Genomic DNA, 24,744 nt, shown 5'->3' with positions numbered 1-24,744 from the left:
GCCAAGTGTCCGGTGACAAATGCCTCGCCGAAGACGCATGCGATGTTCCCGCGACGGGACCGACATGATTGCTCCGATAGACGCAGTGCATCATGCAAGCCGGACACGCAGGTCTCTGCTTCTCGAGTTCACGCAACTTCCCATGGTTGATCGGAGATGTTCCCAATGCCGATCAAGCTGAGGTTGGCGGTCCATGCCATGACCGCGACACTGCGCGCCGCCGGCTTCTCGGATGACGAGCCGATCGAGGCACAGGCGGCAGTGGGACTGAGGTCCCTGCCGCACCGGCCCAGACCAGCGGATCGCTGCATGGCTGCGCCCGAACTCAGGACACGCCAGACCGCGATCGGCCTGGGATTCGAACCGGTCATCGATCCACTGCTTCGCGACTGCGATTATGGACGGTGGCGAGGCCGTACCTTCACCGACATCCAGCGGACCGAGGCCAGGGCCCTGGCAGACTGGATGACCGATCCCGCCGCCGCACCGCATGGCGGGGAAAGCCTGGAAGATGTCTCGGCACGGTGCGCGGCGTGGCTTTCGCAGCAGGCGGACGGTTCCGGGCAGTGGCTCGTGGTGACGCATGCGTCGGTCATCCGCCTGACGATGATGCGCGTGCTGGGCGCACCACTCTCCGCATACTGGCATGTCGATGCGCCGCCTCTGGCCGGTGTCTCGCTATCCTTCAATCGCACATGGCGCCTGCAACTGTCCGGCGGGCTCATCCTCCGGGCAGGCCGTCCGGGTCCAGACGGCTTGGATCAGCTGCGGCCGACCGAGAACGAACCGTGATCGGGAGGTTCGATTTTGCCTCGATCGTGCATCCAGGGTTTCGAATCGGGTAACTGCCTTGGTAGGATCGGGCAGACGTCAGCGAGACCGACATGACCACCCAACCCGTTTTCTCAGTCGCACCGGTCGATCCTATCAGGGGCACCCAGCATCGCGAGGCCGTGCATAACCTGACCTTCGAAGGCGCGGTCCGGCAGCTCATCGTTCAGCATGACGCCGCTGCCCCGGCCGCGGACGAGGCCGTCTGCGTGGCCAAGGGCTTCGGCTCGGGTTCGCACATGAATTTCATCACCGGCAAGATCGCGGTGGTGATCCGCTACTGAGTCTGGCGGTCAGGGCTCGAGGATGGTCCTGAACACGGACCAGGCCGCCACCGAGCCGGCTCGTAGCGGCAGCCTGACATAATCCCCACGCCGCCACAGCGGCGTCAGGTCGTCGAAGTTCTCGCTGTTGAACCAGCCATCCTGGCCTCCAAGCAGCACCATGAAGTTGGCGTCCGGATCGGACATGTCCGAGATATGGCGGGCGCACGAGCCGAAGCGCGCATGATGCGGCCGCACCCCGATCGTGTGGCTGCTTTTGTGAACGGTGTTGTTCCCACCGTCCGCCCGGAATGCCGGCCGGCGATAGCGACGCCCGATTGCCGGCAGGCGTCCCAGTGGATGGGTCAGGGTAATCCGATGCAGCCCGCCCCAGTCATGCAGCCGCTCGAACCGCCGCGCCGTTGGTGCCATCGCCCGTGTCATCGCCCGGCTGAGCGCCCCTGACGGCAGCCCGTCGAGATCGTCGGCGAGCAGCGTCTGCGTCATCCAGACGGCATCGTAGGCCCGGCGCGACTGCAACCCACGCAGCCTGCCGACCGTGCCGGCGAGCAGAAGCTCGAACGCCAGCGCCCCGCGCGAATCCGCCCTGTACAGCCCGTCCCACACGCTCAGCGCAGACAGCAGCACCTGCTGCCCGGGCGTCCATCGGCGGATGGCGAGATGGGCAAGCAGCAGGTCCCGGAGCCCCAGGCTGCGCGTGCTCGCCACATCTGACTGCAGGCCCGCAAGCGTATCCACGCCGACGGTAGGGACGTCGTCCAGCAGCGCTGCGATCCGCTGGGCGCGGTCCGGCGGCGAGAAGAAAAATCCGGCCGGCACCGCGCTCCCGACCGGAGCCTGGTTCGCCGAGACGACGTGGGGGTGGCGCGGGCTGGTCCTGACAGGCAGGTCCGACGCATCGGCATGCGAGGCCCATGCAGCCTCGCATGCCAGCGGCAGGTTTAGGTCGGCAGACGGGGCCAGCGGTCGCACGGGAAGGTAGGCCGCCAGCAGATGGCCGACCTGGCCGTCGCGTCCGGCGAACACCATGTTCAGGCCGGACACGGCGAAACCCTTCAGCGCCGCCTGGAAGCCCGGCCAGTCGCGACAGCGCGCGACGGCCAACATCGCGGTCAGCTCGTCGCTCGGGCGGTGCCCCATCCAGCGCAACGCCAGGCGCCGCGGCGACGGCAGCAGCAGCCCGTCCGACACCAGCGGGCCGTGCGCCGTGCGCCGCAACCGAATCCGGCGGGGTGCGGCGCCACGCACGCGAATGGTTTCGAACCGCTCCTCGATCGCGTCGTCCGGGAGCCCGTCGATCTCGAACAGGTCGCTGCTCTGCGCGTGTAGGCTGGTGCCGCCCCAGGCCGCATCCGGGTTGCGGCCCAGCGCCATGAACGGCAGCCCCGGCATCATCATGCCGATGCAGTCGTATCCCGGCGACCGCATGCCGACGATCATCCACGGATTGGGCAATCCGTACGGCAGGTGCGGATCGCTGGCGATCAACGCGGCACCGCTGGCGGTTCGCCCGCCGGACACCGCCGCGGCGTTGCTGCCGGCCCGTGCCATGCTCCCGGCGACCCGTGCTGCCATTGATCGCGGCGTCGGGTCGGCCGGTGCGCCGCCCGCCAGCAGGCGTGGCCAGAGCGACTCCCAGTCCCGCGGCGCCATGCGCGTGCGGATGCGCAGCAGCTTCGACCAGATCAGCCAGCTGATGTCCGCCGAGGACAGGCGCATCAGCGTCATCAGCTCGGTCAAGGTCCAGGGTTCGGGCCGGATCGCCAGGATGCTGCAGTCCCGCGGCAGCTCCGCCGCGTGGCGGAGGTGATGGTTGATCCCGGCAAGAAACCCTTCCGCCCATTGCAGCGTCGCCGCCGGCAGCGCTGCGATCATGTCCGGAACCGCGCGCCCGAGTTCCATCATCCGGATGCTCCGGTCGATGCCGATCCCGAGCGGGCCGATCATCTCCGCGACCCGCCCGAGCGCGATCCGTCGCATTGTCTCGATCTGGCCGAGCCGGAGATGCGCGTGCACGGCGCCGAGCGCCACCGCCAGGTCGCTATCGCTGCCGGCCTCGATGAACGGGATCTGGTGCCGGTCCCAATGGATTGTGACCGGCTTTGCGACCGGCAGGCCGGATGTCGGCAGCATGGCCAGCCGTTCCGCCGTCGAGAGCGGCATCGGGGCCGGCCGCGCCAGGTCGCGCAGGATCATTCCCGCCATGACCGCCACCCCGTGCGGCAGGTCCTGCCAGCGACCGCCGGCCGGTCCCGGTCGCGGTCCACTCACGCGCTGGCCGCGATGGCGCTTGCGGCCTTCAGGTGCGTGCGCAGCACCAGGCCGACCTGATCCACCGCGCCGGCCGAAAGGATCTCCTGGTGATGGCAATCGACCTCGTAGATCGACAGGGTCCGGACCAGGTCCTGCCACACCGACGGCTGGTATTCGATCACGCTGTCGAGCCCGGTTCCGGTGCGCACCGATGCCGACAGGAAGACGGCATCGACATCGACCGGCTTGGGCGCATAGCGGCGGGCGAGTGCCAGGTTGTTGCCGACCACCTGTTCGAGCCGCGCCACGATGCCCTCGTCGGTCCGCATGATCGCCTGCATGACCGGCTGCGAGAGCAGGTCGTATTTCATGCACAGGAAGTCCGCGAGCCCGGCCATCGTGTCCGGGATCGTCGCGCCGGGGTCCTGTGGGTTCTGGTGCAGGCCGAGGAACTGCAGCGCCAGCCTGACCTGGGCCGCCTCGTCGATCGCATCGGCTTCGTCGCCGATCCTGAACGGATAGCTGTCCAGCAGACCCAGGAACGCCACCTCGTGGCCGTCCTGACGAAGCTGCACCGCCATGGCATGCACCACCAGTCCGCCCAGCGACCAGCCGAGCAGGTGGTAGGGTCCTTCAGGCTGCAGCGTGCGGATCTCCGCCACGTAGCTCACCGCCATTTCCTCGATGGTCTGCGGATAGGAGGCATCCGCCGCCATCTGCTGCACGAGCCCCTTCGCCTGGAGCGCATAGAGAGGGCGCCCGGCATCGACCTGGGAGGTCAGTGCCGCATAGGCCCAGCCGATGCCGGTGATGGGATGGACGCAGAACAGCGGCGGCTTCTCGCCGGCCTGGCTGAGCGGCAGCAGTGTGTCCAGCGAACCGGTCGTCCGGCCGCCATCCAGCACGCTCGCAAGATCGGCGATCGTGGCGGCGCGGAACAGGCTGTCGAGGGGGATCTCCACCGAGAACGTCTCAGCGATCTCGACCAGCATCTGCGCGGCGCTCAACGAGTCTCCACCGAGGCCGAAAAAATTGTCGTGGATGCCGATGCCCTGCCGGCCCAGCACGGCCTGCCAGATGACGAATAGCTGGCGCTCGGTCTCGGTCCGCGGCTCCTCCGGCAGCACGACCATGCGGTCGGCCCAGAACGGTTCCGGCAGTGCAATGCGGTCGATCTTGCCGCTGCCGTTGAGCGGCAGCGCATCGAGCGTCATGAACAGCGACGGGATCATGTGGTCCGGGACGTGTCGCGAGAGATGCAGCCGCAACGCCGCATCCGACACGCCATCCTGCCCGGGAGGAATGACTACATAGGCCACCAGCGCCGGCTCGCCGCGCAGGTCGGGCCGCACCGCGACCACTGCATCCGCCACGGCACGGTGACGCTGTAAGGCCGTCTCGATCTCGCCGAGCTCGATCCGGTAGCCGTGCAGCTTCACCTGCTGGTCCTCCCGGCCGAGATAGACCAGCACCCCGTCCGCCCGCCAGCGTGCAAGGTCGCCCGTACGATAAAGGCGCCCAGCTGAATGTCCATCATCCGAGAACGGATCCGGCCCGAAACTTTCTCCCGTGCGCTCGGGACGGTTGAGATAGCCCTGCGCTACACCGGCACCACCGATATACAGCATGCCCGCCACCCCCTCCGGCACCGGCCGCATCCGGCCGTCGAGCACATAGACGCGCGTGTTGCGGATCGGCCGGCCGATCGGCGGCGGTTCGATATCGCCGGCCGATAGCCGCATCGCGGTCGACCAGATCGTGGTCTCGGTCGGGCCGTACATGTTGATGACAAGACCGCAGCGCTCGAGCATCCGGCCGGCAAGCTCGGCCGATAGCGGTTCGCCGCCGACCAGCGCGTGCACACCGCTCAGCACCGCGGCACGATTGGCCAGCAGGCTGCGCCAGAGCGAGGGCGTCGCCTGCAGCACGGTGATGCCGTGCGCCGCGATCAGGCGGCCCAGCGCAAGCGGATCGCGCACGGTGCAGCCTGTCGCGATCACCAGCCGTCCGCCGCTGATCAGTGGCAGGAACAGTTCCAGACCGGCAATATCGAAGGTGGCCGTGGTGACCGAAAGCAGCCGGTCGTGCGCACCGGGTTGCAGCAGGTCGACCATGCCCTGCAGGAAGTTGGACAGGTTGGCGTGCGACACGCAAACCCCCTTGGGGCGTCCGGTGGAGCCGGAAGTATAGATCACGTAGGCGGTGGCCGCGGGGTCGAGCGGTGCATCGGGCACCATGCCGGCCACGATGCCTGGAGGCCGGTCCAGCAGGAGGCATCGCATGCCCAGGCCCTCGAAGCGGGCAGCGTGGCGTTCCACGGTCAGCACGAGGGCAGGGCGCGCGTCTGCCAGGATCATCGCCAGTCGTTCCGGCGGTCCATCCGGATCGAGCGGCAGATACGCTGCGCCCGCCCTCAGGATCGCCAGCAGCGCCTCGGGCAGCAGTTCCGAACGGGGCAACGCCACGGCCACGAGCGTACCGGCGCTGATCCCGCCGTCGGTCAGGCGCGCAGCAAGCGTTGCGCAGCGCCGGTCGAGCTCGCGGTAGTCGAGGAGGCAGCCGGCTTCGGACAGGACCGCCGGCGCGTCCGGCGTCATCAGCGCCTGCCTGCGAAACAACGTGACCACATCGGGATCCGTCGATGTCGCGAGCGGCGCGGTATCGTTCCACTGGTGCAAGATGCGCGCGCGGTCATCGGTGGAGAGCAGATCGAGTTCGACGACCGGCACCTCCAGGTCCTGAACCGCCTGGGCGATCAGGCGGCACAGAAGCTGCTTGTGCCGGCCGAGCTCCGCCTGGCTGTAGAGCGCCGGGTTCGCGTCGAGATCGATCCGCAGACCGCCGCCGTCGTGACGGTCGTAGACGAAGATGGTCAGGTCTTCCATCTGGCTGTTGCACAGGTTGTCGAGCACCACCGGCACGCCGTCGAAATCGAAGCTGAAGTCGAACGGCTCGATGTTGACGCCGATGCGGGCGATCTGCTGGCCGTGCTTCAGCCGGTTGAGATCGCGACGCAGATCCTCGTAGCGATATTGCTGATGCCGCAACGCCTGGCGCACGACACGGGCAGTCTGCGCGAACATCGTCGCGATGGTGTCATCCGGCGCGAAGCGAAGCCGGATCGGCACCGCATTGGCCACCATTCCCGGGCAGCGCCGCATGATGCCGCCGAACCGCCCGGTGACGGGCATGCCGAGCACGAGGTCCGCGACCCCGGAGATGCGATGGTAGTAGATCGCAACGAGCCCGATCAGCGCTTGCGGCAGAGTGATCGCGGTTCCGGACAGGCGCTCGCGAAGCTGCAGGACCAGCGCGTTCGGCAAATGCGCCGTCGCACGCAGCAGACCACCCTGAAGTGGACGCGTCTGATGCGAGAGCGTCACGGCTTCCGGCAGGTCGGCAAGATGCGTGTGCCAGTAGGCCTGGTCCTTGAAGAAACGATCGGAACTTCGATAGGCCTCGTCTGCAGCCGCCAGCGCGCCGAGACTGGTCAACCCGGCTGGTACCGGATCGCGTTGCTGTCGCAGCGCCGAATAGAGCTCGGCGACCCGTTGCACGATCATGCCGCCGCTGAACCCGTCGAGCACGATATGATGGGCGCGATGATACCAGTACCAGGATCGGTCCGACAGCTTGAGAATGGCGCTGAACCAGAGCGGCCCGTTCTCGAAATCGGGCTTTCCCGACAACTCGTCCATCATGAAGCGGCGGGCCGCGCCACGTGGATCGACGTCAGTGGAAAAATCATGAACATCGATCGGATGCTCGTAGGTCGGCATCACGATCTGCCGCGGCAGGCCGACGCCGCGCACCAGACGCACGCGCGTCGTCTCGACCTCCTCGGTCAGCAGTCGCAATGCCGTCTGCAGCAGGATCGGATCGATCTCGCCGTCCAGCCCGATCGCCTCGGCGACGTTGAAGATCGCACCGGGGGGCGCCAGCTGCTCGCCGACCCACATGCCGCGCTGCGCCGTCGAGAGCGGCAACGTGGCCGGCTCGGCCACGACCAGATTCGCCTCGATTGCAGGGAACATCAGCATCACAGTGGCTCCGTTAAGAGTTCGGGCTGGCGGACGGAAACCGCGACGCCGGGCGCCGGAAGCAGGGACCAGGCTTGCAGCTGCGCGATCGCGGCGGCCACCCCGTTCTCGCCGCACAGTTTTTCACCAAGGCGGGCTGCCGCATCGACCATTGCGGTTCCGCTCGCTTCGTCGATCGCGTCGGCCAACTGGTTGGCTTTCAGGCCGATCCGGTTGAGCGGCGGTGTGGCGACACCGATCCGTTTCATCTGCCAGGCCCAGAAGAACTGATCGCCGACAAACGGAACCGGAATCGTCGGGATGCCGGCCCGCATCGCCGCTCCGGACGTACCGGCACCGCAATGATGTACGGCGAGCGCCACACGCGGAAACAGCCAGGCATGCGGAACGTTCTGGATAAAGAACAGGTAGTCGGAATTGCCTGCAGCGCTCGCCAGGTCCGCCCAGCCGCTGGCGATCACCGCGCGTCGCCCGGTGGCGCGAACGGCATCGACGATCACGGCGACCATCTCCGCCGACCGTTCGGTAACCATGCTGCCGAATCCGATATAGATCGGCTTCGGCCCGTCTGCGAGGAAGCGCGTAAGCGGCTCCGACGGCTGGAAGGCCGCGCCCCGGTCGTTCGAGAAAAAGCCGGGGATCGCTATCCGATCCGGCCATTCCGACTGGCGCGGGACGACGTGGCGGCTGAAGCCATAGAGTATGTTGCCACCCGCACCGAGCGGGAGCGCCCAGGGGCCGACCCATGGATAGGGGGCCAGGCCGAGATCGCGGCGCACTCCATCAACCGAGCGTTTCATGAAACGCCAGACCATCACGCGAAGAATGCGGTGAACCGCCAGGTTGATCCAGCCCGGTAGCGGCTTCGAGGGCGGACGGAACAATACCGGAGGCAGGCTGCGGCTCGGATCGAAAGGTTGCAGCTGCGAGCGTACAAACGGGATCGACAGTTTTTCCGCGACGCTGGCGGCCAGCAGCGAAACATTACCGGACCCGATCACCAGGTCGGCGCCGTTCGCGGCATCCAGCGCTTCATGCGCCCAGGCTTTTGCCATCCGCCGCGTCTCGGCCATCAGCATTCTCAGCATCGCCACCTGATGCCGCTGGTCCATGACCGACTTGTTCCGACGCATCATTTCCAGGAAATCCGCAGTCAGCGGCGCGAACTTCAGATTATGTTCGAGCACAAGCGGTTTGAATTCACGGCTGGTCGCCAGCGTCACGTCATGTCCGCAATCGGCGAGACCCCTTCCAAGCGCCGCATAGGGTCGGGCATCACCTTCGGTGCCGATCGTGAAAATAACGATCCGTCTGGTGCCGGTCATCGGTTGCGGTTATCCACTTGCTCGAAATAGATAATGAAAAGTCAAGAGCGAAATGAGTGAAACACGTTAATAACACATCATAACGACGCCCACAGGAAAGACTACAGGTTTGTGAGCCTCCGATAAGATATTTTGAAACCGTAACATCCGAGCACACGAGGCGTTACCGTTCCGATAGCACAACCATTTGGAACAGGCATTCCGTCCGTTGCGATCGTCGCCACCAAGCAAGCTTGGATGCAGGTTTCTTGGTCGACCGGTCGTTCTATCCAGGCATGGTGACTGGCTCACTGCGCTCGATCGTAGGCCGGACGGTGCAACGCTGGTCGACTCATCGGTCTCCTGTTTGTCTCTGCACGAACGAGCCTGTCTCTTTTAATCCTGCTTACCTCCCCGCCGGTTCGATCGGCTGCCGCACGTCTGGCGACCGCCGGTCCAAGGAGAATGGTCATCACGTGAGGGACCATGAGAAAGACGCTGGTCCGTCAGGCTGGACTTCGACATCGTCCGGCGCCGCGAGGCGGCCGGGGCGACGCAAAGCCGACCGGTAAACTCAAACCTCCACACCAGTCCGTGATGAGGCCGGACCGGGCCCCGGTTTGCATAAACCCGGACCCTGGAGGCAAAACCGTCCCACGGACTGATCAGAGACGGACCCGCCCGATGCCAGCCTATCGTTCACGCACCACGACCCACGGCCGCAACATGGCCGGCGCGCGCGGCCTCTGGCGGGCGACCGGAATGACCGACGCGGATTTCGGCAAGCCGATCATCGCCGTCGTCAACTCCTTCACCCAGTTCGTCCCCGGCCACGTCCACCTCAAGGATCTCGGGCAGTTGGTCGCCCGCGAGATCGAGGCGGCCGGTGGCGTCGCCAAGGAGTTCAACACCATCGCGGTCGATGACGGCATCGCGATGGGCCATGACGGGATGCTGTATAGCCTGCCGTCGCGCGAACTGATCGCCGACAGCGTCGAATACATGGTCAACGCGCACTGCGCGGACGCCATGGTCTGCATTTCCAACTGCGACAAGATCACGCCGGGCATGCTGATGGCGGCGCTCCGCATCAACATCCCGGCGATCTTCGTCTCCGGTGGTCCGATGGAGGCCGGCAAGGCCATGATCGGCGGCAAGTCGCGCAGCCTGGACCTGGTCGATGCCATGGTTGCGGCGGCCGACAGCAGCATCAGCGACGCCGACGTCGCGGTCATCGAGCGCTCGGCCTGCCCGACCTGCGGCTCCTGTTCCGGGATGTTCACGGCCAACTCGATGAACTGCCTGGCCGAGGCGCTCGGCCTGGCATTGCCCGGCAACGGCACCGTGCTGGCAACCCATGCCGACCGCCGCGGACTGTTCCAGGAAGCCGGGCGGACGATCGTCGATCTCGCCCAGCGCTACTACGAACGCGACGACGACAGCGTGCTCCCGCGCAACATCGCCAACCGGGCGAGCTTCGAGAACGCGATGTCGCTCGATATCGCCATGGGCGGCTCCACCAACACCGTGCTGCATCTTCTGGCCGCCGCCCACGAGGCCGAGGTCGACTTCACCATGGCCGACATCGACCGGCTGTCACGGCGTGTCCCGGTGCTCTGTAAGGTCGCCCCCAGCGTCGCCGACGTGCACATGGAGGACGTCCATCGGGCCGGCGGCATCATGGCGATCCTCGGCGAGATGGACCGCGCCGGCCTGCTGCAGACCGGAGGTCCTACCGTTCATGCCGTGACCATGGCGGCCGGCCTGGACCGCTGGGACATCCAGCGCGGCGCCAGCGAGGGCGTGCAGAATTTCTACAAGGCGGCACCCGGCGGCGTGCCTACCCAGGTTGCGTTCAGCCAGGATCGCCGCTTCCGCGAACTCGACCTGGATCGTGCCGGAGGCGCCATACGCAATGCCGCGCACGCCTTCTCCACCGATGGCGGCCTGGCCGTGCTGTACGGCAACCTCGCCGAGGACGGATGCATCGTGAAGACCGCCGGCGTGGACGCCGCGATCCTGGTGTTCAACGGCACCGCCCGCATCTTCGAGAGCCAGGATACCGCGGTCGAGGGCATCCTCGGTGGCCGGGTCGCTGCCGGCGACATCGTGCTGATCCGCTACGAGGGCCCGAAGGGCGGTCCCGGCATGCAGGAAATGCTCTACCCGACCAGCTACCTGAAATCGAAGGGCCTCGGGAAGCTCTGCGCCCTGGTCACCGACGGACGCTTTTCCGGCGGCTCGTCGGGCCTGTCGATCGGCCATGTCTCGCCCGAGGCGGCGGAAGGCGGTGCGATCGGGCTGGTGGAGGAGGGCGACCGCATCGAGATCGACATCCCGTCGCGGTCCATCCATCTCGCGGTCGATGATGCCGAGCTGGCCCGCCGTCGCGCGGCGATGGTCGAACGCGGCGCCGAGGCGTGGCAGCCGGGTCCGCGCAAGCGCCGGATTTCGATGGCATTGCGCGCCTATGCCGCGATGACCACATCGGCGGCCCGTGGTGCGGTGCGCGACCTAGGGCAACTCGCGCGCTGACCGTCGACGTCTGCTACAAGCCGGGTGAGGGCGGTCCGGCCCGATCCAGCATGTGAGGCCCATGACACTTTCCGATCCCGCCGAACGGGCCGGGCGCGCCGATGCGCCGCCGGTCATCTCCATCAGGAACCTGACCAAGACCTACGCGTCCGGCTACCAGGCGCTGCACGCGATCGATCTCGACATCCGTGCCGGCGAGATCTTCGCGCTGCTCGGCCCGAACGGCGCCGGCAAGACCACGCTGATCAGCATCATCTGCGGCATCGTCAATCTGAGCGGCGGCGTCGTGCTGGCCGACGGGCACGATGTCGTCACCGACTACCGGGCGGCCCGCAGCCAGATCGGCCTGGTGCCGCAGGAGCTGAGCACCGACGCCTTCGAAACGGTGCTGGCGACCGTGACGTTCAGCCGTGGCCTGTTCGGCAAGCCTGCGGATCCCGTCTACATCGAAAAGACCCTGCGCGAGCTCTCGCTGTGGGACAAGCGACATAGCAAGATCATCACCTTGTCGGGCGGCATGAAGCGCCGGGTGATGATCGCCAAGGCGCTGTCGCACGAGCCCCGAATCCTGTTCCTCGACGAGCCCACCGCCGGCGTCGATGTCGAGCTGCGGCGCGACATGTGGCAGATGGTGCGCGGCCTGCGCGCTGATGGCGTCACCATCATCCTGACCACCCACTATATCGAGGAGGCCGAGGAAATGGCCGACCGGATCGGGGTGATCAGCCAGGGCCGCATCATCCTGGTCGAGGACAAGGCCGTGCTGATGAACAAGCTCGGCAAGTCGGAACTGCTGCTGCACCTGCAGCAGCGCCTGGAGACGCTGCCGGACTCCCTGTCCGGCTGGCAGCTGGCGCTCGCCGACGATGGCAGCGAGCTGGTTTATACCTACGATGCCCAGGCTGAGAGCACCGGCATCACCGCCCTGTTGCGCCAGCTCGACGCGCTCGGCATCGAGGTTGCCAACCTGCGGACCCGGCAGAGCTCCCTGGAAGACATATTCGTGAGCCTGGTGCACGCCGAACCATGATGAATTTCCACGCCATCCGGGCGATCTACCTGTTCGAGATGAACCGCACCTGGCGGACGCTGCTTCAGAGCATCGCGTCCCCGGTGCTGTCGACGTCGCTGTATTTCGTGGTGTTCGGCGCCGCGATCGGCTCGCGCATGACCCATATCGACGGGGTCAGCTACGGCGCCTTCATCGTGCCGGGCCTGATCATGCTGTCGTTGCTGACCCAGAGCGTCGCCAACGCCTCTTTCGCGATCTATCTGCCGAAATACACGGGCACCATCTATGAGATGCTGTCGGCACCGGTCTCGACGGTGGAGGTCGTCGTCAGCTACGTGGGCGCTGCGGCCAGCAAGTCGATCATCCTGGGCCTGATCACCCTGGCGACGGCGCGGCTGTTCGTCACGTTCGGGATCGCCCATCCGATCTGGATGATCGCCTTCCTGGTGCTGACCTCGATCACCTTCAGCCTGTTCGGCTTCATCATCGGCATCTGGGCGACCAGTTTCGAGAAGCTCAACCTGGTGCCGACCCTGATCGTGACGCCGCTGACCTTCCTGGGCGGCAGCTTCTATTCGATCAGCATGCTGCCGCCGTTCTGGCAGACGGTCACCCTGTTCAACCCAGTGGTCTATCTGGTCAGCGGCTTTCGCTGGTCGTTCTTCGGCACCTCGGACATCAACGTCGGCACCAGCCTCGGCATGACCTTGGTGTTCATGGCGATCTGCCTTGCGGTCATCTGGTGGATCTTCAGGACCGGCTACAGGCTGAAGCGCTAACGGAAGCCGCAGCGCAGCGGGGCAGGGCCAACGGGCCCGCTCCGATGGACAGGGCCGGTGCCGACGGCTATTTCACGCCCTGTTCCAGTTCCAGGGCCTGTCATTCCAGGCCCGTGGCCGTTCACGCGCGCCGACCGGGCGGCACATCAGGAGGCCATCGTGGCACCGCCCAAGATACCACCCGTGGAGCAACTGACCCTGTGCGGCGAGGCTCTCTATGGCGAGGACTGGCACCGCCAAATGGCGACCGAGCTCCGGCGCTATCATGCGCTGTCGGCCCGCCCGACCCTCGACTACCGGATCATCCGCAAGTGGGTGGTCGCCGACCGGCCGGTGCCGGGCTGGGTGCTCGGCGTACTGCCGCGTCTGCTGGCGTCCGCGTCGGTGCTGCATCCGGAACAGGCGGCCGATTTCGAGGCACTTGCCGCCCGGCTGGGATACCCGACCCTGAAGTCGATCGCCCTGCTCCAGGGCCTCTGACCGCCGTGACCGAACTCTGCCGGACGCGAGTTCCCGCCGGCTGATCGCGTTCGGAGCGCTTGACGCCCGAACGTGCGGCCCTATCCGTGCTACGTCACCGCGCATGGAGACCAAATTACCGATTCCTCTCGCCATCCTCGTCGGCATCCAGACCCCGGACGTCGATGACGTCGCCCACGAGGCCAGCCTCGAGGAACTCGGGCGTCTGGTGAAGACGCTCGGCTACGAGGTGGTCGGCACGATGTCGCAGAAGGCCGCGGGCACCGGAAGCGCCTCGCTGCTGGGTAGCGGCAAGCTGGCCGAGCTGGCGGAACTGACCGGCGGCACCGGCGTGGTCAGCACGATGGCGCCGCCTCCGAAATCGAAGGCGCGGGCCAGGTTCGAAGGGGCCACGGGAAGCTTCGAGCCGGCCGAGCCCGATCCGGACGCCGCCCGCAAGCCCGAGTTCGTCATCGTCGACCACGAGCTTTCGCCCAGCCAGATCCGCAATCTCGAACGGGCCACCGGCGCCCAGGTGCTGGACCGCACCGGCGTCATCGTCGAGATCTTCCACCGCCACGCCAACACGCGCGAGGCGAAGCTGCAGGTGGAGATGGCGCGGCTGAAATACGTGGCGCCACGCATGCGGGAATCCTCCTCCGGCGGCGGGCGCCAGCAGGGTGCGGGTGCCGGCGAAAGCGCGCTCGCGCTCGATCGCCGCAAGATCCGCGACCGGCTCTCTGAACTGAAGGACCAGCTCGAGGCGGTGCAGCGCGACAGCGACCAGCGCCGTTCCGCCCGCCGCGACCAGCTGCGCGTGGCGCTGGTCGGCTACACCAACGCCGGCAAGTCCTCACTCATGCGGGCGCTCACCGGGAGCCAGGTGCTGGTGGAGGACAAGCTGTTCGCCACTCTCGACACCACGGTCCGCACCCTGCAGCCGGAAACCCGGCCCCGGGTGCTGGTCTCGGATACGGTCGGCTTTATCAAGCAACTGCCGCACGACCTGGTCGCCTCGTTCCGCTCCACGCTGGCGGAAGCGCTGGAGGCCTCGCTGCTGCTGTTCGTGGTCGATGCGTCGGACCCGACCTACGAGGCGCAGCTCGAGGTCAGCCGCAGCGTGCTGCGCGAGATCGGCGCGGACGTGGTGCCGTCCCGACTGGTGCTGAACAAACTCGACCGCGTCGACGAGGCCGGGCGCGCCGCCCTGATCGAGAAGCATCCGGAGGCCATCCTGCTCTCCGCCCACGCGCCCGAGGATGTCAGTGCGTTGCGCGACACCATCATCGCGTTCTTCGAAGCGGAGATGGTGGATGACGTGCTGGTGCTGCCGTATGCCAAGCAGGGCATGATTGGCGAGATTTATGAAAGCGCGCGTGTACTGTCCGAGGAACACGACGAAATCGGCCGGGTGCTGAAGGTGCGCGGCTTACCCAGCGCCATCACCCGGCTGCGGCGGAGCCTCGCCGCACGCTGAGGCGACCGGCTCGTTTCCTGCAGTCTGCCTGCATCATGCGGTTGCGCTGTTTAGACAAAGCGGCCGCACCATCGGTGCCAGGCAATATTCGAAATCGTGCCGTTCCGTTGCGATAAAACAACATTCCTTATAAGCCCGGGTATCCCGCCCGTGGTGATTGGGAATCCGATAGATTAAAAGATCGGTTTTGAAGTTCGCGACCGCGGGCTCGCTCCTGTCTGCCGCGTTGATTTCAGTTTCCCGCAGGGATGTCGAACGGAACAAATGCCCGGCCCTCGGTCCGATCCGTATGGCTTCGGACCTGGTCGCCACGTCGGCGTCGCCTGAGAAACGTCTTGCGGGTCTGGATGCTGAACGAAGCAATCGATCGCCTCGCGGTGGGCTCGACCGCATTGGCGATGCCATCCCGACAAGTTCTTTAAACGCTCATCGGCTCGTCAAGCTGGAAAGCCGCTCCAGGATATTTGTCGTAGCCGGTGAATTAAACTTCCTGAACGGACGTGGCGCTTGGCGCCTCCATTAAGAGGTCGTCAGCCCGTAGCTTTACACAGCCCACGATACCTGTCCGGAACTGAGTTCACCTCGCACATGGCTTATTTACTAAGCATAAGCCTGCAAAACAGGCTGAGAAATTTGGGGGTTACACCGTTACGGTCAAAACGATTAAAAAAGCGACGGAAATACGTTGCGCAAGGCTGGCCAGTTCTGATCGAAGCCGTTATATTGAGCAGTCTGGCAAATCATGCCGTCTCGGATGAAGGAGAAGCTGGTTCGAGAGCCACAGCTGGGATGTCCGCCAGAGCACGCCCCTGTTCTCGAAAAAATTTCAGCTGTGGATCGACATCGGCATGTTCCGGCCGCCGAGGACATTGCATTTCCGTACTCGACTAAAAGGGATGACCATGACTGCCAGACGACTCACTCGAACCGGTCCCGCCGCTCATGCTGGAGAGCAAAACCCGGTGGTTCGTATGAGGCGCCAAACCGGGATGCGGTCCATCGTCAGCTTCCGGCGCCTGTTGCTGTTGAGTGCGTGTCCCGTCGCCGTGGCAGCGGCGTCCGTGTCAGCCCGCGCGCAAACCGTAGCGCCACCAGCAACCTCCGCACCCGTCGCCACTCACCAGCATCACGCACGCCGGCATTCGGCACATTCGGCCGCAACGACTGGCGCAGTTGCTGCGACTGGAACCGCTGCCGCGATCGACCCCTCCGCCGTCCCGGCCGGCAGCGCGCCTATCCGCGTGGCTGACGCTCGTTCTTCCGGTAGCACCCCGCGCGCCGCAGCCGATGCGGGCGAGAGCATCATCGTCACCGGCACCCGAAGCCTCAACAAGAGAGCCCGCGACAGCACCAGTCCGATCGACGTGATCTCGGCGACGACGCTGGCTCGCTCCGGCCAGCCGAACCTCGGCGACCAGCTGGTCCGGACCGACCCCTCGATCAACATCGCCGCGATGGGCTCCGATACCGCCGCGCTGACCTCGTCGATCCAGCTACGCGGTCTCGGAGGCAACGAGGTCCTAGTGCTGGTCGACGGCAAGCGCCGGCACACGACCGCGAACATCACTGCCGATGCCGGTCCCCTGCAGGGTGCCACGCCGGTCGACATCAACATGATCCCGGCCGCCGCGATCGACCATATCGAAGTACTGCGCGACGGCGCCGCCGCACAGTATGGTTCCGATGCGATCGCCGGCGTGGTCAACATCATTCTCAAGAAGACCGACCATGGCGGCTCCGCCAGCGCCTTCAGCGGCGCAAACGCCTATAACGGCGATGGCTGGCAATACCAGCTCGATGCCGACAAGGGCGCATCGTTCGGCGAGGACGGCTATGTCCACATCGGCGGGCAGTTCTATCACGCCGACCATTTCGTGGCGCCTGCCGTCGATGACCGCGCCGCGGCGGGTAATTTCCCCGGCAACTCGAACAAGATCAATGGCCAGCCAGAGGAAACGCGGGAGACGTTGAGTATCGAAGCCGGCAAGACCCTGATCCCGGACCTGTTCGGCGGCGTGCGAGGCTACGGGCTGATCACCTATGGCCATCGGCACAGCGAGGCATACGAGAACTACCGGACACCGACCGTACTTCCGGAAATTTATCCGAACGGCTTCTCACCCTTGGAAACCAACGAGGAAAACGATTACGCAGCCACGCTCGGCGTCAAGGCAGACGACTTCTTCGGGTTCCGTGTCGACCTGAGCTCGACCTACGGCGCCGACCAGACCAACATCGGCAACAAGCACACCGGCAATCCCAATCTCTACGAGCAGGGAAACTCGCAGTACGGTTATCCGATCGGCTTCAGTCCGACGACCGTCCTGGCGCAGAGCCAGACCAACGCGCAGTGGACCAACAACGCCGATTTCGCCAGGCCGCTCACCATCATGGGAAAGAACTCGACGATCGCGTTCGGAGCGGAGGAGCGCAGCGAGAACTACTCGCTCGGCGCCGGCAGCCCGGCCTCCTACCTGCTAGGTGGCACACAGGGTTTTGCCGGACTGCTACCCGCCAATGCCGGACGCTTCAGCCGCAATGTTTGGTCCGTCTACGGTGACTACGACATCCATCCCATGCAGCATTGGGACATCGACATTGCCGGCCGGTTCGAGCATTACACCGACTTCGGCAATACCGAGAACGGCAAGATCTCGACCCGATACGACTTCACCAAATGGTTCGCGCTGCGTGGCACGATCAGCAACGGCACGCGCGCGCCGACGCTTGCCGAAGAGAACTACAGCTCGCTCAACGTATCGCCGACCGGCGCCAGCGGAATTCTCGCGGTCAGCTCGACGGGTGCGCAATCGATCGGCGCCGTGCCCCTCAAGCCGGAGCGCTCGACCAATGCCAGCGCCGGACTCGTGATCGAGCCCATGCGCAACATGAGCATCACCGCCGATATCTACCAGATCAACCTCCGCGATCGCATCGTCGGCGCCGGCGGCGTCACCGGTTCCGGCGCAGAAAGTGCCATCGCACTGACCGGCGCCACGTTGCCGTCCGGCATCCAGACGAACGACATCTCCGCCTACTACTTCGCTAATGGTGCCAGCACGCGCACTCAGGGCATCGACATCAACGCCAACTACTTCACCGATTTCCGGCAATACGGCACCGTCAACTGGAGTGCCGGCATCGACCTGAACCGTACCCGCATCCACCATGTCGGCACCGATGCGTTCGGCAATCCATTCCTGACCGCGCAGGGCGTTGGCTACCTGACCACGGCTTCGCCACGCTCGAAGATCATCCTGAACGCGTTCTGGAAAATCGGGAAGTTCGACGTCAACCTGCGCCAGACCCGCTATGGCCAGACCACCAACGACGTGACCTACGAGGACCAGGCACCTGAGGAGCTTCAGTATTCCGGTTCGAAGTTCTACGAGTTCAAGAACACGCCGCGCTGGCTTACCGATCTCGAAGTCGGCTACCAGATCGCGCCGCGCTGGCACATGGCAGTCGGCGGCAACAACCTGTTCAACGTGCGGCCGCGACGCCAGCCGCTGGACGTCTCCTATCTCGGTGTCGCCTATTACGACACCACCTCGTCCCAGGTGCCGATCACCGGCGGCTTCTATTACGGCCGCGTCAACTTTACGTTCTAGCCGCAGGATCCAGAAGTTGCGCCGGCCGTCATGTCGGCCGGCGCTTTCCGTTTGTCGGTGTCGCATGATCGCCGCTGCGGCCATGTAGACACCCTGGGTGCCCCGGCTTCGTGCTCACCATCGCTCCGTGATCAATTGTGCATGCGCAGCTGGCTGTCTTCGACCGTCGCCGGTGACCGCATACGCGGAACGTGCAGAATCCGTATTGCTCAAGTAAATAGGCTCAGGACTCACTGATCACGGCCAGAATATGACGGTTGCGGCGATGCAGATGGCGGACATGAAGGTGTGAGCGCAGCGATCGTAGCTTGTATGGATGCGCCGCCAGTCCTTGAGCTTGCCGAACATGTTCTCGATCTTGTAGCCCTGACGGTAGAGGATGCGGTCGTGTGGCACCGCCAGCTTGCGATTTGCCTTTGACGGGATGCACGGCGTGATGCCGGTTCTCGCAGTGCAGTACGGAACCAGTCGGCGTCGTAGCCCCGGTCGCCGAGCATGAGCTGAGCTTTGGAAAGTGCCTCGATCATGAGTGCAGTGCCCTTGTAGGCGCTCATCTGGCCTTCGCTGAGCAGCATGACCAGTGGTCGTCCCTGGCCATCACAGACGGCATGGAGCTTGCAGTCCAGGCCGCCGTTGGTGCGTCCGATACGTCGGGGCTCGACGTCTATGTCGAGGCCTTTTTCCAGAAGGCTGGCCTCTGTCCGGAACGCCTTCAGGTGTGTTGCGTTGATCATCGACTGGATGGGCTTGCAAGCCTTGGCGGCCAGAGCAGCAAAGATGCGGTTGAAGACACCAGAGCTTGATCCCCTTCGGGGCTCAAGCCAGCGAATGAAGCGGTTGTAGATTGTCTTATGCAGTCCACACTCTCGGGGCGCTTGGCGCTAGCGCAGACCGTTGCGGATCACGAAGATGATGCCGCTGATCATCGACCCGTGGCACCCCGTGTGACAGCGGGACGTGCGGCTCGATCCGCCGCATCCGCGCCTTGGACAGCCAGATCAGATCATTCACGGCAGCACGCCTCGATGCCATCGAAAGAATCAGCCAATCCATATCCTGCAAGCAATTTAATAGCTCCTGAGCCTAGATCAGCCTCCGCTTTGCTTCAATTATGGCAGGAGCGCGGTCCCTTTTTCCGCCGGCTAGTTCGGTCTTGCGGGCAGGGCCTTTACCCGCAAGCGATTTCACCCCGCAGACGATTAATCGTATGTTGAGACAAAATCTTAAAACCATTGGACAGTAATCATAAACAGCAAGTCTCAATAAATCGTTTCGTTAAGAGCCTGCAGATCTATACTGTGATCGTTCACCAGCGCCGCCCTATGATCGGACTTTCGGGGAGGTTCGGAAAGGCTCCTTGTGGATCAACTAGCTAGCAAAATGGCTGCGGAAGAGGCTCGGGTCAAGCGTCTGGTCGCACTCGAGATCCTCGATAGTCATCCAGAGGAAATATTCGACTCTCTCACTCAGATCGCCGCCGACATCTGTGGCGTCGACATGGCAATGCTCAACTTCATCGATCGGGACCGCCAATGGTCGAAGGCGATGATCGGCCTGCTCGGGCTGCCGGAGATGCCGCGGGAGCTGTCGGTGTGCACTACGACCATAACCGGCAGGGATGTCCTGGAAATCGAGGATCTGGCGCTCGATCCCGCGTTCAAGGACAACCCTGTTACAGTCGGCGACGTGACGCTGAGGTTCTATGCCGGGGCGCCCTTGGTCCTGGGCGACGGCACCTGCGTCGGGGCTCTTTGTGTAGTGGATCAGGTTCCGAGGAAGCTGACGACCCACCAGCTGGCGGCCCTGCGCCGGCTGGCATCCATTGTCGTCAGGGCCTTGGAAACCCGCAAGAAGGCGATCGCCGCGGTGGCGGCGATGGAACTGACACGGTCCCGACTGGAGCGGTTGTACGCGGCCACCCCGGCGATGCTGCAGTCGACAGACGAGCACGGCTGCCTGGTCACCATCAGCGACCGGTGGCTCGCCGAGCTCGGCTATGACCGGTCCGAGATACTGGGGCGCCGTTTCGACGAGCTGGTCGCACCCGGCTCGGGCTTCAGCCTCCTGCAGAGCGACCGGGAGCCTGTCGACAACGGGCCCGTCCCGGCGCGGATGGCCTGCAAGGGCGGGGGCATCATTGACGTCGAGATATCATCGGTCGCCGACCGGGACCTGGACAGTATGAAATTGCGGATCATCACGGTCATCGAGAACGTCACCGCCCGGGATACCGCGCGCACCTCGTTGGTCTCCAGCCAGAAATTTCTTGAGCGGACCAACGCCGTCGCCCGGATCGGTGGCTGGGAGTTCGACTGCGTGACCCGGCAGGTGGTCTGGTCGGCGGAGCTCTGCCGCCTGCATGATCGCGAGCCCGGATATGCCCCGACCCTGGCGGAGGCACTGGCGTGCTACATGCAAAAAGATCAGCCAGTCATCGAGCACGCGCTTCAACAATGTCTCGAGACCGGACAGCCATTCGACCTCGAGCTTCAGCTCGTCTCGGCGACCGGCCGGCCATTCTGGGGTCGCGTCGTCGGATCGCTAGACGTGATCGACGACAAGCCGATACGAATATTCGGCACGCTCCAGGATGTCACGTCGCGGAAGCTGCTGGAGCGTGACCTCGCCGAAAGCCGGGAGCTTATCCAGGTCACCTTGAATTCGATCGACGCGGCGCTGATCACCACCGATCTCGATGCGCGGGTGACCTGGATGAACCCTGCGGCCGAGCGGATGACCGGCTGGACCAGCCGCGATGCCGAGAAACGCGAGTTGCCCGATGTCCTCGTCATCATGGACGAGTCCGATGCGCGGATAAATGCCGATCCTGTTCGCGAATGCCTTCGCCTCGGCCAGGTCGTGTCCCTTGGGGACAACGTGATCCTGATGTCGCGGGGCGGGGCTCAATACAGCATCAAGGACTCTGCCGCGCCGATCCGCGACTCCGGCGGCCGGGTGCTGGGCGCGGTCGTGGTGTTTGTCGACATCTCGGAGCAATCCCGGCGGAGCAGCGAACTGGAGTATCGTGCCAATCACGACGCGCTGACGGGTGCCGTTAACCGGTCCGGCTTCGAGACGAGGCTCGACGAGTTGCTGAACCAGGCGCATGTCGACAGGAGCCTGTCGCACGTGTTGCTCTACGTGGATCTGGATCAGTTCAAGATCGTGAACGACAGTTGCGGGCATGCTGCCGGGGATATGCTGCTTCTCCAGGTCGCGACACTGCTGAAGGAATGCGTCCGGGACGTGGACACTGTCGCCCGGCTCGGGGGAGACGAGTTCTGCATCCTCCTCAAAGGGTGTTCGATCGAGGGCGGTGAGGGGATCGCGGAGCGAATACGGATCAAGGTCGACCAGCATCGCTTCCAGCAGGACAGCCGTCGTTTCAGGGTCGGAGCCAGTATTGGCCTCGTGCAGTTCGACTGGCGCTGGGCGAACCGGATGCTGATCATCCAGGCGGCCGATGTCGCGTGCTACGCTGCCAAGGATGCCGGCCGCAACCGCGTGCACGTGTGGGACGAGGCCGACCGCTCTACCAAGCTCCGGTTCGGGGACATGAAATGGGTGGCGCGGCTAGGGCAGGCACTCGAGGAGGACCAGTTCGAGTTGTTCGCTCAGCGGATCGAGGCCCTGGCCGGTCCGGGCGCCGGCGTGTGCTGCGAGGTGCTTCTGCGTCTCCGGGAGCCCGACGGGAGCCTGACCCTTCCGGGGGATTTCGTCGCGGCGGCCGAACGTTTCCACATGGCATCGCGGATCGACCGGCGTATGACCGAGAAGGTCATTGCCTGGATGGAAAAGGAGCCGGACCTGCGGGACCGGATCGACATGATCTCAATTAACCTGTCCGGACAGTCGATTGCCGACAAATCCTTTCATCGCGAGCTCTGCGGGATGATCCGGAATGCACGGTTCGACGTGGGCAAGCTTTGCCTCGAGATTACCGAGACGGCAGCCGTCACCCGGTTCGACGACGCGAAATCATTCATCGACGAGGTGCGTGGCCTAGGGGTGAAAGTGGCACTCGACGATTTTGGCGCCGGGGCTTCGTCGTTCGGTTATCTCAAGACGCTGCCTGTCGATTTCCTTAAGATAGACGGACAGTTCATCAAGGAGATTACCCATGATGGCCTGGACGTTGTTGCGGTGAAATGTTTTCGGGACGTCGCCCGGATGGTCGACGTGAAAACCATTGCCGAGTTCATCGAGCGTGACGACCAGCGCGAGGCGCTGACCGCACTTGGCATCGATTTTGGGCAGGGATACCTGCTGCATCGACCCGAGCCCCTGCGCGAGGCCGTGCTCTCGGCCAGCGTGCGATAAAGCGGTACGCCTGCGACACGGGTGGCCTGCGACACGAGTGGCTTGCGACATGGGCGGCTTGCGACACATGATCGCCTGAACTGATGCCTGGAGCCTTCGATGTCCCATCCGATGCCGCCGGCGCCGCCCTTCACGGTGGACACGGCGATAGCGAAGGTCAGGCGCGCCGAGGATGGCTGGAACTCACGTGATCCGGAGCGCGTCTCGCTCGCCTATACGGCGGATTGCCACTGGAGGAACCGCTCCGAGTTCATCCGCGGCAGGACCGAGATCGTCGGCTTCCTGACCCGCAAGTGGCAGGCCGAACTGGATTACCGTCTGATCAAGGAGCTGTGGGCGTTCGGCGAGGACCGAATTGCCGTGCGTTTCGCCTATGAATGGCACAATGCCGCCGGAGACTGGTTCCGGTCCTACGGCAACGAGAATTGGGAATTCGCCCTGGATGGCCGGATGCGGCGCCGGCTCGCCTCGATCAACGACCTGGCCATCCTGGGCTCCGACCGGAGGTTCTTCTGGGACGCGGCCGGTCCCAGGCCCGCCGATCATCCGGGCCTGTCAGACCTCGATCTATAGGACACCTTAGTGTCCGCGGGGTGCTGGTGCGGACCGGCGGACCGCGCGTCCCGGCAGGTTGTAGGGGTTGATGGTCGGAACTCCGGTGACCGGGTCCGTGGCGCCGAGACTGGGCAGCGGCGCGATCGGTGGATTGCCCAGGCTGTTCGGGCTGGGGGCGGCAAGGGACGTGCTGTTCTGCCCGATGTTCGGGCTCCCGAGCGGTGCCTGGCCTAGCCCCGCAGCGGCCGGTGAGCCCAGTCCGGCGCTCGGGCTGCTTCCAAGACCCGGTGCGGCGCCTTGTGCTAGCGCAGGGCTACACAGACCGGCCAGCATCAGCCCGATCAGCACAATTCTGGTTCTCGAAGCGTTCATGATCGTGTTCTCCTGTGCACCGGATGTGGTGATTGCGTCCGCCGATCCAGAGGGCTTGCTTGTCTGGCCGGTCATCGGCCTCGTCAGGCCGACAGGTCCATCGGCAGTGCCTCACCGGAGCGCAGGATCGCTTCCGCCGCATCGGTATAGCCGCCGCCCGGCCGGTGCAGCACCAGGCCCGGCAGAACCACGCCGTCGCCATGCCCGCCGACGGTTCCCTGCACCAGCACGATGCGCGCCGGCTTGCCGGAGAGCGGCCAGAGGGGCAGCAACCTGATCGTGCCGAGACCGCAGGCCGTCATCGATGCCGTCGCCCGTGCATGCAGTGCCGACGGCAGGATCATCGTGAGCGTGCCGCCATCGCGCAGCAGACGCACCAGCGACGCGGTCCAGCCGGCCAATGCGCCCTCGGGCGCCCGCCGCGCCAGGTCGCGGCGCGGCGAGGGCGACATCGTCGCGGTGTTTCGGTGCCAGGGCGGATTGGCGATCGCATGGTCGAACCGAGGTATCGCCTCCACCAGCATGGGAATCGCCGGATCCTCGACGCCGGCGACCAGGACCGGCCAGTCGGCGAGCCCGTTCTCGTCCAGGTTGCGCCGGGCCAGTGCCGCGGTTGCCGGATCCTGTTCGATCCCGGCGCCGGATACGCCTGGCAAGCGCGAGGCAAGGCACAGCAGGCCGGCCCCGGCGCCGCAGCCCGCCTCGATCACCCTTGCACCCGGCCGGGCCTGCACCGTCGCGGCCAGCAGGACCGGCTCGATACCGGTGCGGTAGCCGTCCCTGAACTGACGATACGACACGCGTCCGCCCAGCAGCGTGCCGTGCGTGGTGGCCTCCGTCAGCATCAGCAACGAGCCGGCCCAGCCGCCTTGACCACCCATCCGCCGCCGCTCATATGTGCCTCGCCGTTCG

Annotated in this window: 15 protein-coding genes and 1 pseudogene; 10 read left to right on the top strand and 6 right to left on the bottom strand. The window is 65.1% G+C overall.

What is annotated here, in order from left to right:
• The first annotated feature begins 165 nt into the window (after positions 1-165).
• A complete protein-coding gene (locus HN018_RS13045) occupies positions 166-792 on the top strand; it encodes a histidine phosphatase family protein (protein ID WP_171836278.1) in 627 nt (208 codons plus the stop codon).
• A 92-nt stretch (positions 793-884) separates the two neighbouring features.
• Positions 885-1,115 carry a PIN domain-containing protein gene (locus HN018_RS13040; RefSeq protein WP_171836279.1) on the top strand — a complete coding sequence of 77 codons (231 nt, stop codon included), beginning with the start codon at positions 885-887 and terminating at the stop codon, positions 1,113-1,115.
• A 9-nt stretch (positions 1,116-1,124) separates the two neighbouring features.
• Here the strand turns inward: HN018_RS13040 and HN018_RS13035 are convergent, their stop codons facing one another.
• From HN018_RS13035 to HN018_RS13025, 3 genes are read right to left on the bottom strand one after another with little or no spacing between them, the layout of a single operon-like run.
• Entirely contained in the window at positions 1,125-3,386 is a 2,262-nt protein-coding gene (locus tag HN018_RS13035; protein ID WP_171836280.1) for a penicillin acylase family protein, read from the bottom strand.
• On the bottom strand, positions 3,383-7,408 hold the full coding sequence (locus HN018_RS13030; protein WP_171836281.1) for a non-ribosomal peptide synthetase: 4,026 nt from the start codon (positions 7,406-7,408) through the stop codon (positions 3,383-3,385). The genes HN018_RS13035 and HN018_RS13030 overlap by 4 nt, the downstream gene beginning before the upstream one ends.
• Positions 7,408-8,733, bottom strand: a complete 1,326-nt coding sequence (locus HN018_RS13025) for a glycosyltransferase (RefSeq protein ID WP_171836282.1) — start codon at positions 8,731-8,733, stop codon at positions 7,408-7,410. Before HN018_RS13025 ends, HN018_RS13030 begins: the two co-directional genes overlap by 1 nt.
• A 663-nt stretch (positions 8,734-9,396) precedes the next feature.
• Between HN018_RS13025 and ilvD the strand changes: the two genes are divergently transcribed.
• The 6 genes from ilvD (at position 9,397) to HN018_RS12995 (ending at position 18,585) form a co-directional block, all read left to right on the top strand.
• On the top strand, positions 9,397-11,247 hold the full coding sequence (gene ilvD / locus HN018_RS13020; RefSeq protein WP_171836283.1) for a dihydroxy-acid dehydratase: 1,851 nt from the start codon (positions 9,397-9,399) through the stop codon (positions 11,245-11,247).
• 61 nt (positions 11,248-11,308) lie between these two features.
• Entirely contained in the window at positions 11,309-12,277 is a 969-nt protein-coding gene (locus HN018_RS13015; RefSeq protein WP_171836284.1) for an ABC transporter ATP-binding protein, read from the top strand.
• Positions 12,274-13,038, top strand: coding sequence for an ABC transporter permease (locus HN018_RS13010; RefSeq protein WP_239478652.1), 765 nt, complete (start codon positions 12,274-12,276; stop codon positions 13,036-13,038). Before HN018_RS13015 ends, HN018_RS13010 begins: the two co-directional genes overlap by 4 nt.
• A gap of 159 nt (positions 13,039-13,197) precedes the next feature.
• Positions 13,198-13,518 carry a hypothetical protein gene (locus HN018_RS13005; protein ID WP_171836285.1) on the top strand — a complete coding sequence of 107 codons (321 nt, stop codon included), beginning with the start codon at positions 13,198-13,200 and terminating at the stop codon, positions 13,516-13,518.
• A gap of 103 nt (positions 13,519-13,621) precedes the next feature.
• Positions 13,622-14,974, top strand: coding sequence for a GTPase HflX (gene hflX / locus HN018_RS13000; protein ID WP_171836286.1), 1,353 nt, complete (start codon positions 13,622-13,624; stop codon positions 14,972-14,974).
• Positions 14,975-16,215: 1,241 nt separating this feature from the next.
• Entirely contained in the window at positions 16,216-18,585 is a 2,370-nt protein-coding gene (locus tag HN018_RS12995; protein WP_239478651.1) for a TonB-dependent receptor plug domain-containing protein, read from the top strand.
• 237 nt (positions 18,586-18,822) lie between these two features.
• On the opposite strand, the pseudogene HN018_RS12990 reads toward HN018_RS12995, so the two are convergent.
• Positions 18,823-19,596, bottom strand: a pseudogene (locus HN018_RS12990) (IS5 family transposase).
• 369 nt (positions 19,597-19,965) lie between these two features.
• On the opposite strand from HN018_RS12990, the gene HN018_RS12985 reads away from it, so the two are divergent.
• Together HN018_RS12985 and HN018_RS12980 are read left to right on the top strand one after the other, a co-directional pair.
• On the top strand, positions 19,966-22,905 hold the full coding sequence (locus HN018_RS12985; RefSeq protein WP_171836288.1) for an EAL domain-containing protein: 2,940 nt from the start codon (positions 19,966-19,968) through the stop codon (positions 22,903-22,905).
• A 99-nt stretch (positions 22,906-23,004) separates the two neighbouring features.
• Positions 23,005-23,478, top strand: a complete 474-nt coding sequence (locus tag HN018_RS12980) for a nuclear transport factor 2 family protein (RefSeq protein WP_171836289.1) — start codon at positions 23,005-23,007, stop codon at positions 23,476-23,478.
• A 6-nt stretch (positions 23,479-23,484) separates the two neighbouring features.
• Here HN018_RS12980 and HN018_RS12975 read toward each other — a convergent pair whose 3' ends face one another.
• Together HN018_RS12975 and HN018_RS12970 are read right to left on the bottom strand one after the other, a co-directional pair.
• Positions 23,485-23,832: a hypothetical protein gene (locus HN018_RS12975; protein WP_171836290.1), complete on the bottom strand. Its 348-nt coding sequence runs from the start codon at positions 23,830-23,832 to the stop codon at positions 23,485-23,487.
• An 83-nt stretch (positions 23,833-23,915) separates the two neighbouring features.
• On the bottom strand, positions 23,916-24,713 hold the full coding sequence (locus tag HN018_RS12970) for a tRNA1(Val) (adenine(37)-N6)-methyltransferase (RefSeq protein ID WP_239478650.1): 798 nt from the start codon (positions 24,711-24,713) through the stop codon (positions 23,916-23,918).
• Positions 24,714-24,744 lie beyond the last annotated feature (31 nt).

Origin of the sequence: Lichenicola cladoniae (genome assembly GCF_013201075.1) — a bacterium.
Taxonomy (GTDB): domain Bacteria; phylum Pseudomonadota; class Alphaproteobacteria; order Acetobacterales; family Acetobacteraceae; genus Lichenicola; species Lichenicola cladoniae.
This window is presented reverse-complemented; position numbering and strand designations above follow the sequence as displayed.